Origin of the sequence: Granulicella rosea, from assembly GCF_900188085.1 — a bacterium.
Lineage (GTDB): Bacteria > Acidobacteriota > Terriglobia > Terriglobales > Acidobacteriaceae > Edaphobacter > Edaphobacter rosea.
The window spans coordinates 981,086-996,108 of sequence record NZ_FZOU01000001.1; the positions used below are offsets into that span (position 1 = coordinate 981,086).

Genomic DNA, 15,023 nt, shown 5'->3' on the forward strand with positions numbered 1-15,023 from the left:
CATGGCTGGTCCAGGTTCTTTACTGAGGTCGGAGATTTCCGCATGTTGCGAATGTCCGGCACTGAAATCTCCACGCGCCCTTCAGAGCTGCTCGGGACACGCAATGGCAAGAAGCGAGATCAAATTGATGGAGGCGGCTATCGCTCTCGGCGAAGAGTTGAGTTTCGCTCGAGCGGCCTATCGTCTGGGAATTACTCAACCTACCCTGACCAAGCAGATCGCGGAATTGGAAAGTAGACTGGGTGCGATTCTCTTCGCTCGCAATCATCGGACCGTGATACTCAGCGAAATAGGACAGGCATTCCTCAAGGAAGCGCGTCTCTCGGTGCTTCACGCGGATCGGGCCCTCCAGGCAGTTCGCACCGCGAAAGAAGATGTCGAGGCGGTACTGAACGTCGGTCGGTCCCCTCATATGGATCCATTTCTTGTATCTACGCTACTCGAGATGCGAATGACAAAGTATCCGAAACTTCGGATAGAACTGCATACCCGGCTGGTCCATGAGCTGGTGCGTGACGTTGAGACCGGAGTTCTCGATCTGGCTTTTCTAACCGAGCCTCCGGAAGCTCCGCTCTTGACGAAGATCAAAGTGGCGGAGGCGCCGTTCTATATTGCGATCTTGGGTACTGACCGACTAGTGGCCTATCCCGCTCTCCGTATGAAACAACTGGCGCAAAGACAGTGGGTGCTCTTCGAACGCCAGACTCATCCCATGCTCTACGAACGATTGTTGACTCTTGCCATAGAACAAAACGCAGCGCCAAGAGGCGTACATCATTTCATGGCGGTTGAAGAAGCCTACGCACTTTTGGAGGAGAACGAGAGTGTTGTGTTGCTGACCAAAGCCGACGCTTTGACTATTGCGCGCACCGGTGTGGCCGTGCGTCCTCTTGAAGAGGCTGCGCTTTGCATCAAGACCTACTTGGCGTCGCGATCCGACAATCATTCCAAACTCGTGAGCAGCGTCGTTCGAGCACTTATTCGCAAATTGGAGACCGTGCAGTTTACTTCGATGTCCCTGTTGCTGTGCGCGACCTCGCCGGTTGTGGGCGTCATTCCGGCGCAGGAAAAATATCCTGCTCGATGAACTCGACGATCTGGAGATTGACGGCTCCGGTGGAGCTACAGCTTGGACAGGCAATGATGCCCAGTGCGACAGCTTTGCCATCGATTTCTTCAAGGGGAATCGAGTGTCCGCACTGTGCGCACAAGTGAACGCTCCTAAATTGCATTGCCACGTGCACCTCTTTCAATAGTTGTGGAAACAGATCCGCGCCGCATGTGAGTAGAACTCGGCGGGCCCATAGCAGTCACAGCGACTGTCTCGGTTCTATCGGTAGGCATTGTCGTCGGGGGCGAGGCAATCGGAGCACGATGACAAGAATTGCCAGTCCCATGAGCTAAACGTCCGACGGACAGAAAAACCTTTCTGCTAAGGAGCGATTTCAATCGCTCCGATGCTGGGATGGGGTCCGCGTGCGCGGCCTAGGGCATCGGTGGGAACCATTCTTTTCACATCTAGACCCGCTCCCCGCGCCGGTGATCTTGACAGCGGGGTAAGGTCGCTGATCCTTACGTTGCTAAGGCCATCAATATCGGGCTGCGAAATCAAGGGATTCGCAATGATGCTCCCCGTTCCCATGACCGCATCTGCAGGTTTTGTGGACCATAGATTATGCGAAAATTCGACTCCCTCGCACACGGAGACGGAAGCAATGGAGCCGTCGAAAACAAACAGGTTATTTATTGACCGGGTGTTTGAGTTGATAATCGGAACCGATCCTCCGATCCTCAGCCAACCGTTCACGACAGTGTTGTTCGCGATTGGGTCATCGACCAAGCCGCTGTTCGGCACCCCCGTCCACGGGAAGGCATCGATGACTCCGTTCTGGCAGACATTATCGATGATCACATTGTTGCGGGAGCATACTCCACGCATTCCTGATCGATGAGGGTTCTTACCTCCCGCTAAAGTCAGATCATTCCGTCTTTTCCTTTCGCCAGAGCGTGAACTAAAGACCGCTCATTGGCTCCATCCGCGCCAAATTGCGGCACACTTGCTGCGGCTTAGCGAGCCCCTGCCTTGCTATTCAACTGAACTGTCGAAGTAACTGCCACCGTCGACTCCCTAACGTTCCACCCGCGGACTCCGATCTTCAAGCCGGTGCTATCAGGAGGCACATTCGAAAAATGTATGGATACCGTCCTCGATTCGCCCGGAAGGAGCGAGACGTAATTGTCCGAGTAATAGGCGGGGAGAACTCGACTCCCGTCGCCGCGTTCCAGCGTGGCCTTGATGGCAAGCGCCGCTGTGCTCTGATGATTGGAGAGAGTCACGGTGATGACCCGCTCTTTGGCGGTCTCATGAGTTTCAGCTGCTAACTCGCGCGTTTGGACGGCCAATGTATTTTCTGGAAGATCGAGAAGCTTTCGATAGGAGGCGCTCTTCGGACCAAGCCAGTAGAAGTTATCTGCAAGAAGAGCTTCGTTCGCGTCGCGCAGTTCAAGCCGAATAAGCGCAACGTCCGCATTTTTGAAGATCGCCGGCAGATCGAGTTGGCCTGCCTCTGTGGTTGCATCGCTGTCTGCATGCAGTACTTTGCTGAGCTGCGCTAGGCGCTGGTTGGACAACGAATAGGCCGCTGCCAGAACGTGGAGGCCGTTCTCCTCCGTTCGGGTTGTGTTCACGATCGCGATTGTGCCGTCAGAAGGATCCATCTGCACATGCAAAGGAGCATTGGCGCGCCGAATCGCGTAGAAGGAAGCTTGGGTGTCGTAGTCAGAGCTGTACATCTGCCACATGACGCTCGGCCACGAAGGGTGAGTCATCCAGATCATGCGGCCACTGTTTGGCCGCCATAGATGTTGATAGAACCCCTCGAAGATTGCCTGGTGATCGACGAGGTTGAACATCTGGATTCTGCGCTCGAACTCGTTGAGAGAAGTTGAAGGGCCAAACTGCCTCTCCATTTCCTTCATCAGTTCGTGAGTGTCTCCTCCAGCCTGTTGATGCCAGTCGTGATAGGCCCAGTTGTCACTGATTGGCCATTGGTCGGCGGTGGGCATGCTTGACATGAAAGCCTCGCGGGTCGGAAACGAAGAGATGCCGAGTTCGACTGAAAATCCACGATTCGAACGGGTGAAATATAACTGCGGGTCGGTCCAGCTGTAGGGACCGCTTGGACGCAAGTTGATTGCAATGGAGCTGGGCAGATACAGGCGAGCTCCATCTTCCTGAGCGAAGATATCAATCAAGCCACGGTTAAGAACCGGTTGTGGCACGCCCTCGTTGCGGCCGCACCAGAGAACGATCGAGGGGTGATTGCGAAATCGCTGCACAGTATCGCGCGCGTTGTCGAGAAAGAGTTTGGTATCGTCGGCTTCCGCGTTGTAGTTTTGTGTCGATTCCCAGAAATCATTCCATACCATCAGGCCGTACTCGTCGGCAAGCTGGTAGAAGACCTCTTCCGTATTTTGACCCACCCAATTTCGAATGATGTTGAGATTGGCCTCTCGATGCAGACGAAAGTATGGCTCAAGCCGGTCGCGAGTGACGCGCTTCATCGCGTCGTCCAATCCCCAGTTGCCGCCGCGAGCCGCTATTCTGACGCCGTTAACCTTAATGACAAGGTCGGTCATTCCAGGCTCGTTCTTCACCGGCAAGATTGAGTCTGTGGCTTCGGCGCGAGGATCGATGGTGGCGGCCCAGCCGCCCTCGGTTTGCCGTAAAGCTTCATGATTGACGAGAACGGGGTTGAACTTCTTCGCCATGGTTCTCTGGGGCAAAGCTTCTACTCGATCCAAACGGCCTGCAGCATCGAAGAGACTGAGCTCGTAGCTTACTTCGCGTATACCGAAGGTGACTGTCCGGCTATCTTCCACGATTCCGGCGGATTCGATATGAAGCTTGAGATGATACAAGTCCGGGCTGCCGTAGCCGTTAGGCCACCACAAACGAGGATGCAGCAGATGAAGCTGTGGGAAGCGTTCCTTATCCAGCACGATCTCTTTGGTGCCCGGTTTGATGCTGATGGGCAGACGAAGACTGACGCCTTCGAATTCAGCGACGAGCGAGACGTTCTGCGTTGTGTCTGCGATATTGCGTGCCGGTACACGGATGCTTACGTCGGCAGTGCTGATGTCCGGTAGCGGGAGAGTGGTCGTCACCTGTGGATCGCCGAGCTGGATCTCGCCGGAGTTACGAAGTATGACAGGTTGCCAAATTCCCGTCTCTCTGTCCCGAATAGCTGGCAGCCAATCCCAACCTTCGGAGCAAATGAAAGTCGGGCCATCGATCGCCATTATGCCGCCGTTTTCACCCGGGCCGGCCAACAGCGAGGCCTCCTGCGGAATGCCAGGATGCGGTGGCGGCGATACGAGCACAGCGAGAGCGTTGTGGCCTGCTTTTAGCTTGCCGGATACGTCGAAGACTCCCCGATTGAAGGCGCCACGAATCGAGCCAAGCCTCTGTCCGTTAAGCCAGATCTCCGCCTCGTAGTTGATCCCTGCGAAAACCAGTTGCCGACGCGCAGTTGAGCGGGACGGGCTTTCAAACTCCACACGATACCAATATTGTTGTTTGTTGAGAGACTCGGGGATAGAAAGATTATTCAGCCCGAAGGTGGGGTCTGGGAAGATGCCTCGATCAACGAGGGTGGTAAGGACCGTTCCAGGTTCGGTTGCTCGAAGCCAGGTACGGTCATCGAAGCCAGGTTTCGAAACGACTAGGCCTGAGAGAGAATTTGCAGGAACCGCTACGTCGTACAACAACTTCCAGTTTGCGGCGATCTGCCAGGAGCCGTCGGGTTCGGCCAGCAGTGAGGACTTCGCTATCGGGACAGGGCGCTCGACTGGCGCCAAGTGCAGGGAACCATGAGGCATCATCTCGGGTGGCTGAGGCGCGATGTAGCCCAGTTGCTGCTTCGTCTGAAGATGCCAGGATTTGGCATTTTCTTCGAAGACACCTGCGCCAAGTTGAGGGCCGTGCCGATAAAGCGTACGTATCTCGTCCGTTCCGAGTGCGCCCGCTATCGCACCGAAAGCAATCTTTCCGTCAAACCTCGTCTCCTGCACGGAAACAGGTGTCGGCCCAAGAGTGAGTTCGTTGGAATCTTGACCGAACTCCATCGACATCGAACATGCCGGTTCACCGTCGACAAGTAAGTCTAACTTCTCATCATGATAGACACTCGCAATCAGATGCCATGCAGACGGCGTGAGAACAGAGGGATCTTCACAGATCTTTCCGGATGTGGCCCGAACGGCCGCATGTCCTGCTGTCAAGAGAAGAGGGGCCACAAAACCGTTCGCGGGCTTTCCGATGCCTGCGATCGTCGCGGTCTGTAGAGGCGCAAGTGGTTCGAGCTGCACCCAAGCCCACTCGGTCCAGCCTTTAGGCTGAACGATGTCTACAGGCATCTGCTTTGAGAGTGCAGGTCCGCCGGGGAGGATGTGAGCAAGGTATGGCCCCACTTGGGGAGGGGGAGTTTGCGTCTGAGCGTATGTGACCTGTGCGAATGGCGTGACGAACGCGACGATGGTCGCCAAGTAACGGTGTCTCAACATATACGCTCCTTAGCAGCTTTCCTCGATGAGTGCTTCGCAAAGACAACAAAGTGTTAGGGTCTTGTTCTTAGAGCAACCAGTTCCCGCCATAACGAATCGGTTCGGCCTTTCGTCAGTTTGCATCGCGGTTAGTGATAGACACGCGGAAGAGGGGTTTGGTTTTCTCGCTCGGCTCCATTTCATACACTTGCGAGGTCTTTGCCGGGTCGTAGTCCCTCCACAGCCAGATCATCTCTTCCGGTAGTTGAGTACCGCCATAAGCGGGACTGTGTGCTCCCATTCCAAAGGAAAAGTGAAAGTCGTAGCCAGCCATCTTCAGGGCGTTAGCCATGCGGATATTATCGAGCGGCCAGCTTCCGTCGCGCAGTTCCAGATCTCTCGAGCCATCAGCCAGCCAGACGCGAATGTTGCGATGTGGCTCACGCAAAATCTTTTCAGGATAATCCTGCCCGCCATCCAGATCCCCCGGAATCTCCTTCCATTGGTGCGCGCTGAAGCTCCCTGACCAAGAAATGACTCTGCTGAATTCATCCGAACGAAACCAGGCCGTATTGAAAGCGCAGATTCCACCTGAGGAAAAACCAGTTGTGGCGCGGCTGTAAGCGTCTTTGCGGATGTTGTATTTCGTCTCGACCTTGGCCAGGACTTCATCGCGAAGATAACGGTTATAGCGGTCGGTCACCGTGTCGTATTCCTCGCTGCGGAAATCGCTTTTTAAGGTTCCACCGTTTTCCTTCATATACCGTTGCACGAATGCGAAGTCGGGTGACTTTGGAGCGTCCGCGATGTCGCCCGGATTCACGAAGACACCTATCATGACAGGAACGTTCTTCATCGCAACAAGGTTGTCGATTACATTCAAAGCTGGGTACATACCCTCTCGATCCAGGTATCCCGCGCCATCTTGAAAAACCATGAGCGCCGCAGAGACGTTGGGGTCGTACTGCGCCGGAATATAGACTCTATAAGCGCTCACCATGCCTGGATAAACTTTGCTGACGACAGATATTGAATCGCTGAGGGTTCCCGAGGGGATACCAGGCTGCAGATAAGAGAGGGGACCGAGCGCTGGAAGGTCGGCAGCGCCACCAATGCTTTTCCCATTCACGATGTAATGAAAGCGATGATCGTAGCTCACGCGAAGCCCGATTACGGCGACATACCAGATGGAGGTGCCTGTGAGTTGTTTCATGACGCGCGAAGTGCCGTCATCGACAACCAGCGTCGGCTGATCATTACTCTCAAACGCGAAAAAGAAATCTCCTCCATGAAAAAGAAATGCTGTGCCAGATTTAAGAGCGGTATCAGCAAAACTTCCTCGAATTGCCTCCTTAAGCCCAGACTCACCAGAAGCTGCAAGAGCGATCATTTGCTCGCATTTGAGCTTGTCGGCGGCAAACACGGGTGATGAAAAAAGCATAACAATTATTGAAAGCAATAGGCGTTTCATTACATTACCTTCCATGAACAAGTTCCCGGCTTGTTGAGCGAAAAGAACCAAGAAATGACGCTGAAGGTGAGCGCACGCTCCGCTGAAAAAGCGGCGCTGGCCGGGCAGTGCTGACGACGAGCCATTCAGCGAAACAAAGAGAGATCGACAGCATCAGCCATAGCTTGATAACCAGCATCGTTCGGATGCAGATGATCCCCATCGTTATACGCAGGAAGAATTTCATCGAGATGATTCGGATCGCGCACAACCTTATCGAAGTCGATCACTCCATCAAAGTTGTCGGGCTGGCGAATAAAGGTGTTAAGTGCTTGCCGCATCCGTTCCCCCTCATGTGACGCATAATTTGCGTGGGTATAAGGCGTAAGCGTAGCGCCAATCACCTTGATCCCGTCTGCGTGAGCACGGTGGATGACTTGCGAATACCCCTCAAGAAGCTCCGCAATAGTGACAGGATCGTTCGGGTTGTGGGGCTTGGCGGTTCGGCCGATGTCATTGATGCCAATAAGAAGAACGATGTACTTGACACCTGGAGCGCTCAAGGTGTCACGATGCAAGCGGTCAAGGAGTGCGGGGCCGGTATCTGGTTTCAGAAGCCGGTTGCCGCTAATTCCCTCATTCAGCACAGCGATATGCCGTGTCTCGGGGCTTGCGAGCAGTCGGGTCGCCAGATCGTCTGTCCAACGTCGATTCTTGTCTGCCGTAGAGGCGAATCCATCTGTGATGGAGTCGCCTACAGCAACTATCGCGAAAGACTCTTTGGGGGCTTCAACCTGAACATTCTTGAGGAAATACCAGTGTTGAATTGTCGTAGGCGATGTAAGCGAGATTGACGTCACCTCGTTACCTGAACTGATGTAAGTGGTTTCCCTTGAGAGCGGATGCATCGTCATCGACGTTACAGGCCGCTTCGGGACGAAGAAGCTGATATCGACATCTGAGGAGTTCTCGAGTGCAAAATCAACCGGATCGCTTGTGACGAACTCGCCCTCAGGGATCGTTATGGCGGCTTTGCCGCTGAACGTTACTTTGTGATCGGATTCTGGAATGATGGAGTCCTTCGAATCGTGCTCTTGAAAGTGAACATCCGAGATGAGAAGAGGGGAGTGGCCAAATTCGTTACTGAGGGCCAGACGTACTTTCCGTCCTCCTAGAGACACGTGAACAACCTGTCGAACTGTGAGAGCCTCAGATCCGATGGAAAGGTTGGGCGTAACAACCGATGACCAATTTAGGGGAGCGGCGGCCCAGGTTCCCACCCAATTCTGAGCTAAGCTTGGAAGGGGTGACAGAAGTGCTAGCGCTATAAGTGCGGAAAGTGCTTTCTTCATATTCAATATGCCTCTTACCAGCAATTTGGCATTCAAGCCAAGGTCGATTCCTCTTGTGCTCATCTTGATTTAGTAAGATAGCGAAGCTGCACTTGACTCCAGGGATTGGCCACTAGCCAGTGGATTAATGCGCCAGCACCTTGCAAAACTATCTTCATTTTGTTGCATTCGCTTCTTCGTTCGACATTGAGGGCGGGGCATCTTGCCGAGAGCTCCCCCAAGCTCGATTGGGCTTGTCTCCCATCTTGAGGATGAGTGTTCCGCCTTGAGCGATGTCGGCATGGCGGAACCACGCCTTCTCGAGAGGTCGGCCATTCAGGGTAGCCGATTGGATATATTTGTTTTGTTTAGAGACGCCGTCGGCGATGACGGTGAACTCGCCCGCTCCGCCGATGCGGATAACTGTCTTCGCAAATATTGGACTGCCAATCTCGTAAACCGGGCTTCCGGGGCATACCGGATAGAAGCCCATTGCGCTCATGACATACCACGAGGATGTCTCTCCGCCGTCGTCGTCGCCGGGAATGCCGAGCGGGCCATCGCCATACCAGACATCCATGAGTTCGCGTACTCGGCGCTGTGTCTTCCAGGGCTGACCGGAGAAATCGTAAAGGTATGGTATGTGGAGGCTTGGCTCGTTGCCTTGGGCATAAAGTCCGACCAGACCGGTAGCGTCAGGAAATTGACTCAGAAACTGGAACTTGTACTCGCTATATTGCTCTTGAAAGAGCTTATCGAGTTTGGCATTGAATTGATCGCGGCCACCCATCAGTTGCATCAGGCCAGCCACGTCGTGCTGGACGCCGAAGGTATAAATCCAGGAGTTGACTTCCGTGAAGTATTCTCTTCCGCCTTGGCCCCCGCCGAGCTTTGGGTCGAAATGCTCGACCCATTTTCCCTCGGCGCTTCTTGGCGCCATGAATCCGATGGTCGGATTGAAAACATTTTGATAGTTGTGAGCCAGACGGCTGAAGTAGTCAGCATCTTTGTTCTTACCCATTGCTTTCGCTAATTGAGCGAGGCACCAATCGTCGAAGCTGTTTTCGATCGTTACGGAGACGGCCTGGCGTCGTTCCCCATGGTCGACTTCCGGCGCAAATTCCTTTTCTCCGTAGGAGAGCGCCGGGAAGAATCCCTTGTCGAAGTAGACACGATCAAGGGCGGTCAGCGGACCGCGCCGCCAAGGCAGCAAGGTGGCCTCGGTTTCATTCTTGCGGATCGCTTCATAAGCCTCTTCGACATCGAAGTCCCGATAGCCTTTTGCATAGGCGTCGAGGATCAACGCAGCGGCATGGTGGCCGATCATCGGAGACTGTTCACCGGCGATAGACGGGAACGAAGGAAGCCACCCGCTTTGCTCGTACATGCGGAGGTAGGAACGAATCATGTCTTGTTGACGTCGCGGATCTAAGAGCAATTGGAGGGGATGCAGTGAGCGATACGTGTCCCAGATGCCGTCGTCCACATAGAAATTATGCCCACCTGAATCGTGTACGGAGTGGTCGAATGCACTGTAGTAGCGACCATCCTCCGTAATGTCGGTCATACGGCCGAGCGAGCGGTAAAGGGCGGTGTAAAAGATGGTGCGCTGTTTCTCCGTGCCACCCGTGGTGCTAACCGCGCCCAGAGCCTTATTCCAGGCGGACCGAGTTGACTGCTGGACCTGATCGAAGCTCAGGCCACGGCTATCGCGAAGAAGATTTTTCTTTGCCTGCTCGACGCTGATGTAGGAGATCCCGACGTGCGCTTCGACCTGCTGTCCGGCAGCAAAAGCAAGATCCGATACGAAGCCGATCTTATCTCCAGTGAGATTGGCCTCCTGTGTGAGCTTCTTGTCGAACCATGTTTGCCATTGACCGAACGGCCGGGAAAATTCAATGTAGAAATACTCTCTTGGGGCGCTGGCCTTTGCGACGATAGGGGTAAATTCAACATGGATCTCCTGGCTGCCTTGAAGAGTCCTATCGCTAACAACCTGCAATTCAGCATCCGTTCCGAGACTCAACATCAGATGTCCGCGTGGCGTCTTTGGAAATGTGAACCGGTAATATGCGCTGTCCTGTCCAACTGTCAGTTCGGCTTTTATTCCCCATGTATCAAGGTCGACCGCGTAGTAGTAGGGAGTTGATGTCTCAAAATCATGGTCGAATCCGGAGGCGTATGCATCCGGATTCGTTCCGCCATCTCCAATAGAGGCCATCAAGAGCGCCGGGCCAGCGGGGAAGCCGCTGATTTTATCGGCAAGATAGCGATCTGAGATATTGGGCATTGTAATCGGAGCGAGCCGCGCCATGCCATGGGGAAGTTGCACATAAGGAATGGTCGCAGTGAGCAGTTGGCCGATGCCCCCGATATTGGGAGACACATATTCAACTAGATCTTTTTTGGGGGCCGAATGGGCGGAGGCGGCATGCAAGAATGGCGTGCATATGACGATGACGATCAACCATGTCGCCGAGTCCAAGTACGTCCATTTTTCAAATAGTTGCAAGATCGTGCGCTCCTTCCACGCTAGGTAGCTACTCCAGAGATAAGGCTGACAGATGATAGGCCGTGGCTAGCCGCATTCAGTGCCGAGCTTGCTTTCTTCGGTCTATGCCGCATGGCTTGCGATAGCTATCCTGCGGAGGCTGCCCGTAGGATATTGAATGACTGTGTAACAGCGTTCTCGGCGGCTCCGCCCGTAGTAACGGTGGTCTGTCGCACATTGATCAGATCCGAGTGGCTGAGTACGATGCCGGCCGACTGTTTCCCGCGAACTTCGAGATAGCAATCTGTTTGTTCAGGCGCCCGCCCATCACGCAGCCACACATTTCGGCTCGCGTTCAACAGGACAACGGGCTGCTTGCCAGAGATGCTTGTGGAGCGGAACCCGGATACATCGATGTGCCCTGCATCGTCACAGATAAGCGCGGGCCGTTCCTCGCTTGCGGTGAGACGAAGGTCAATGCCGTGCAGCCGCAAGTCGGCCACATGACGACAATAAAGTCCGGCCGCTGGGAGCCTGCCGAACATGAGCGACTTCGGATACTCCTGTTCTCTCTCTGGAACTTCCGCCCGCGCCCATGCTTCTTTGCCATGCTCTTCACTGTCTATCCGAATGTTGGAAAGCGTGACGTCTTCGACAGGGAATCCAGGGATTCCAGTGATCGAACTGGTAACGATCGCACCGCTGGCATGGACACCGTCGATCATGACTCCACGAAGGTAGCCTGGCGTTCCATCCGGTCGCGGCGTACGATTGCCTCGTCGGATAAAGATAGGCACACGTGCGCGCTGCATCCGGATGCCCGTGATGGTGATTCCTTCCAGCCACCCTCCGTCCACCATCTCGATGACGATGCCGCCTTCGAGTCGCTGATTGTAGGGGACGTCGCGGTTCTCGATGATGGAGTTGGAGAAGGTGATGTTTTCAATTCCGCCTCTCGTGGCGGTCCCGATCTTGAAGCCATTGCAGCAGCCGGTGAGGATGCAGTTGGTCACCGTGATATTCCGTGTGAGTTCCAGGGGACCATATGGATTTTCGCTTTTAATGCAGATAGCATCGTCGGCGCTAGAGATGTCGCAATCCGAGATCAGGACATTCTGTGAACAGGTGACGTCAATGCCGTCAGTGTTGACACCGTTGATGTGATTGCGAATGCGAATACCTCGAATGAAGACGGAGTTGCAGGCGATCGGTCGCAGGGTCCAGCCGGGCGCATCCTTTAGGGTGATTCCCTCGATACGAACGTTGGTACATTCGATGAGTTCAATCATTGGAGAAGGTCGAGGCAGAGCCTCCCATTCCCAGGTGATCACCGACCTCCATAGATTGTCCTCTGTAGGCGCAGGCGTTCCGTTCTGTTTCCAGAAGGATGGCCCTTGCCCATCAATCGTGCCATGACCGCAAATGGCGATATTATCGGCCTTGCGGGCGGCGATCAGGTGACGGACGCCCGCGTCGGCGTGCGCGTCTGGGCCTGATTGCGGGGGATAGTCGTCAATATTCTTGCTGCCTAAGATGGTCGCGCCGGCGTCGAGATATAAAGTTACGTTGCTTTTTAGCAGCAACATTCCGCTCAGATAGATTCCTGGAGCTATATAGACGATTCCGCCACCTGCCGCAGCGCATTCGTCGATGCTCTCCTGAATCGCATTCCGGTCATTGCTTTTTGCGTCGCCGCGCGCACCGCGGGAGCGGGGATCCGCTATAAGAAGACCAGTTTTCCCGCTCGCGGTCAGCGCGGAGATATCTCCACCTGGTGCAAATGCGGCCAACAGAGAGGCACTTCCGGCTTTCGCCAACAACGTACGCCGATTCATTTCCACCTTATAGCTCCTTCTAAGATCGCAGAGCGGCGCGGCGATGGTTGCTTCGCTTCAGCAAAGGCGTTCCCAGTCGTCACTCTTCAGTACCAAGTTCGCAACGTTACAGATAAGAGGTGGCTCCGTGAGACCACAATCTTGCTGATCCCGTGGGCATCTCCTACTCAAGGAAACCGAGGTCGGATCCGCAAACCGATCTTGCCAAACTCAGTAGCGAACCTATGTTGATTTATGAACGACCTGACTGGCAACGATAGCCGAGGTGTTATCTAGAAAACACTGTTAGCTCGTATGCGGTTACCATGTGGCGACAACGCTAAGATCAAAGTTGCTTGTTTGGCACCGACAGATGACCCGTGAAGTAAAAGCTCATATTTGTTTAGGCCTGGGCTTGCTTCGCAGGATTCGAAACGCCCGGGAACGTCAGGTACCCAACACTTCAACATCCCGGTTGAGTGCCAGGCACGAGGCTAAGTGCGATAAGCTGTGAACGCTCACGAGAAGAAACTAAGGATAAGCTACACTCAAACACACATCTGCTGGCCGATATGCTGTTCAACCAAGAACAGAAATAGCCTCAGCGTGACGCAGTACCTGGTAGCAGGTGGCAGGCAACGACATCCAGATGTGTTGGGGAACCTGCGAGCGTGCTGAGGCGGAGCACAAGCTCGAAGTGTCGGAGCGGGCTGCGTTGTTCCATGCCGCAGGACTTCAAGGCGGACCAAAGATGGAGGGGATCGGTGATTAGCCGACCCGCGGCGTCTGTGCCTTCGCCGTTCGCTCCGCCGACAATCAGAACTTGCCCGTTTTGATCAAGATTCTGGACCAGGGCAACGATTGCGTACGATTCGCCGGTCCCTCCCCCGAGGGCGGTTGGCACATACGCTGGCGGTTCGTGAGGGCCAGGCCGCACGTTCTGGATAATCTCCCGTTGGGTGGCTTTGTCGATCACAAACTGAAAATCCAGTTCGTTGCTGAAGAGCGACGACCACGGATTGGAAGACGGACTGCCCAGGAAGATGAAGTTATCGTCGGTTCGCAGGTCGGAGATGGTGATGTGGCGGGATGCGCGTGTATCGATGGCCTTCTGATTTTGCTGAGCCAGGGCGGAGACTCTGGCGATGATGGGAGCATCGACATCAGAGGTCGAACTGCCTGCGAGAAGAGCAGTGAAATATCGAAGCTCTTCCGGTGTCGCTTGATTCGATTCGGGAAGATACTTGCGATTCGCATAATCGGCCAGCGACACAGACTTTCCGGTGATTTCGCGCAGGCCAACGAGCGCGTAATCGCTGGTGACCAGATGCGTGGGATGAGCAGAGTCGAAAAGCGCGGACCACAAAGGGGCGCGGGCAGCAGCTGATATTGGGCGGGAAAAGCGGTACCAAGTCGTACCCGCCACGCAAACGGCGATAACAGCAACGAACAGTAGGCTGAGGAACACCCAACGGAAGCTGTCCTGCGTCTTGACCACAGTTGCGCCCTGAACGGAGGCCGCATCCCGATCTGATTCCAGGATATCCGAGCGCGATACGGTGGTCAGATGCTCTTCCACAACTGTGGTAATAAGCGAGTTGGCGGGTGAGGCGCTCGCGGGTTCTTCTATCAGATCTGACTTGTCGAGACTGGAATGCGCGATTTCAAGGATGTAGGAGCCGAGCGGGAGACTCAACCGAAACTTGCTGGAAGTTCCGTTGCTTCCGTAGTGCTGTAACAGGCGCTTGCGAACGTCGCTGGCGGTGGTCCTGACAATGGAATCCTCTCCCGTGTTGTACGAGGGAGAACGCCCGAAGAGTTCCACTCCAATCACTCGCTCTTTAAGGGAGTCGAAGTTTCTCGCAATTGCTTGCTCCATGATGTAGGTGAGAAATTGCGCACTGCGATGACTGCTCTTGAAGGCTGGACCAGAGACCATCTCCTGGAGATGCTGGCGGAGTTCGTGCAGGTCTATATCGGACTGCGAGATTTGAGTGACTTGGGCTTTGCGCTCGTCAGTTTTGCTTTGGGCCTGCATGAAGAATACCGCCTCAAAAGAGACAAATACGCGCGATTCAACCGGCGAATCTATCGTTGTTCGATATCCGAGACCTCATGGCTTTCGTGAGGCACGCGGGTAGTACAGTGCGAAAAGTGGAACCGTTATCGGAAGGACTGTCTGTTCGTGTTCCAGCGGACCAATGATACCACCACGTGTGCGATTCGGTTGTGCACCGCATTCCACGACTCTACGGAACAAGAATGCGTCCGCTGTTAGACATTTTTCTACTCTGTAAGCCTATACGAATCAATGATTTGAACTCACGTTAGGGCTCGCTTCTAACGTTGTCAGCCGTGGAGTATGGGTATTAGGGTTGTGTGGCGTTGAAAGT

Annotated in this window: 7 protein-coding genes; 1 reads left to right on the forward strand and 6 read right to left on the reverse strand. The window is 54.4% G+C overall.

Going from position 1 to position 15,023, the window contains the following annotated elements; translation table 11 throughout:
• The first annotated feature begins 103 nt into the window (after positions 1-103).
• Positions 104-1,087: a LysR family transcriptional regulator gene (locus tag CHB87_RS04345; RefSeq protein WP_176441574.1), complete on the forward strand. Its 984-nt coding sequence runs from the start codon at positions 104-106 to the stop codon at positions 1,085-1,087.
• Between the two features lie 980 nt (positions 1,088-2,067).
• Here the strand turns inward: CHB87_RS04345 and CHB87_RS04355 are convergent.
• From CHB87_RS04355 to CHB87_RS04380, 6 genes are all read right to left on the reverse strand, one after another.
• A complete protein-coding gene (locus CHB87_RS04355; RefSeq protein WP_176441575.1) occupies positions 2,068-5,547 on the reverse strand; it encodes a glycoside hydrolase family 2 protein in 3,480 nt (1,159 codons plus the stop codon).
• 130 nt (positions 5,548-5,677) lie between these two features.
• Positions 5,678-7,030: an alpha/beta hydrolase gene (locus tag CHB87_RS04360; RefSeq protein ID WP_142988210.1), complete on the reverse strand. Its 1,353-nt coding sequence runs from the start codon at positions 7,028-7,030 to the stop codon at positions 5,678-5,680.
• A gap of 110 nt (positions 7,031-7,140) precedes the next feature.
• The gene (locus tag CHB87_RS04365; RefSeq protein WP_089407143.1) at positions 7,141-8,346 is read right to left on the reverse strand and encodes an SGNH/GDSL hydrolase family protein; all 1,206 of its coding nucleotides are present in this window, start codon (positions 8,344-8,346) and stop codon (positions 7,141-7,143) included.
• A 154-nt stretch (positions 8,347-8,500) separates the two neighbouring features.
• On the reverse strand, positions 8,501-10,837 hold the full coding sequence (locus CHB87_RS04370) for a GH92 family glycosyl hydrolase (RefSeq protein WP_176441577.1): 2,337 nt from the start codon (positions 10,835-10,837) through the stop codon (positions 8,501-8,503).
• Positions 10,838-10,962: 125 nt separating this feature from the next.
• Entirely contained in the window at positions 10,963-12,651 is a 1,689-nt protein-coding gene (locus CHB87_RS04375; protein ID WP_089407145.1) for a glycoside hydrolase family 28 protein, read from the reverse strand.
• A 580-nt stretch (positions 12,652-13,231) separates the two neighbouring features.
• On the reverse strand, positions 13,232-14,668 hold the full coding sequence (locus tag CHB87_RS04380) for a hypothetical protein (protein WP_089407146.1): 1,437 nt from the start codon (positions 14,666-14,668) through the stop codon (positions 13,232-13,234).
• Positions 14,669-15,023 lie beyond the last annotated feature (355 nt).

Coding starts and splice junctions, on each gene's coding strand:
- CHB87_RS04345 (WP_176441574.1), top strand. CDS start 104: ATGGCAAGAAGCGAGATCAAATTGATGGAGGCGGCTATCGCTCTCGGC.
- CHB87_RS04360 (WP_142988210.1), bottom strand. CDS start 7,030: ATGGAAGGTAATGTAATGAAACGCCTATTGCTTTCAATAATTGTTATG.
- CHB87_RS04365 (WP_089407143.1), bottom strand. CDS start 8,346: ATGAAGAAAGCACTTTCCGCACTTATAGCGCTAGCACTTCTGTCACCC.
- CHB87_RS04375 (WP_089407145.1), bottom strand. CDS start 12,651: ATGAATCGGCGTACGTTGTTGGCGAAAGCCGGAAGTGCCTCTCTGTTG.
- CHB87_RS04380 (WP_089407146.1), bottom strand. CDS start 14,668: ATGCAGGCCCAAAGCAAAACTGACGAGCGCAAAGCCCAAGTCACTCAA.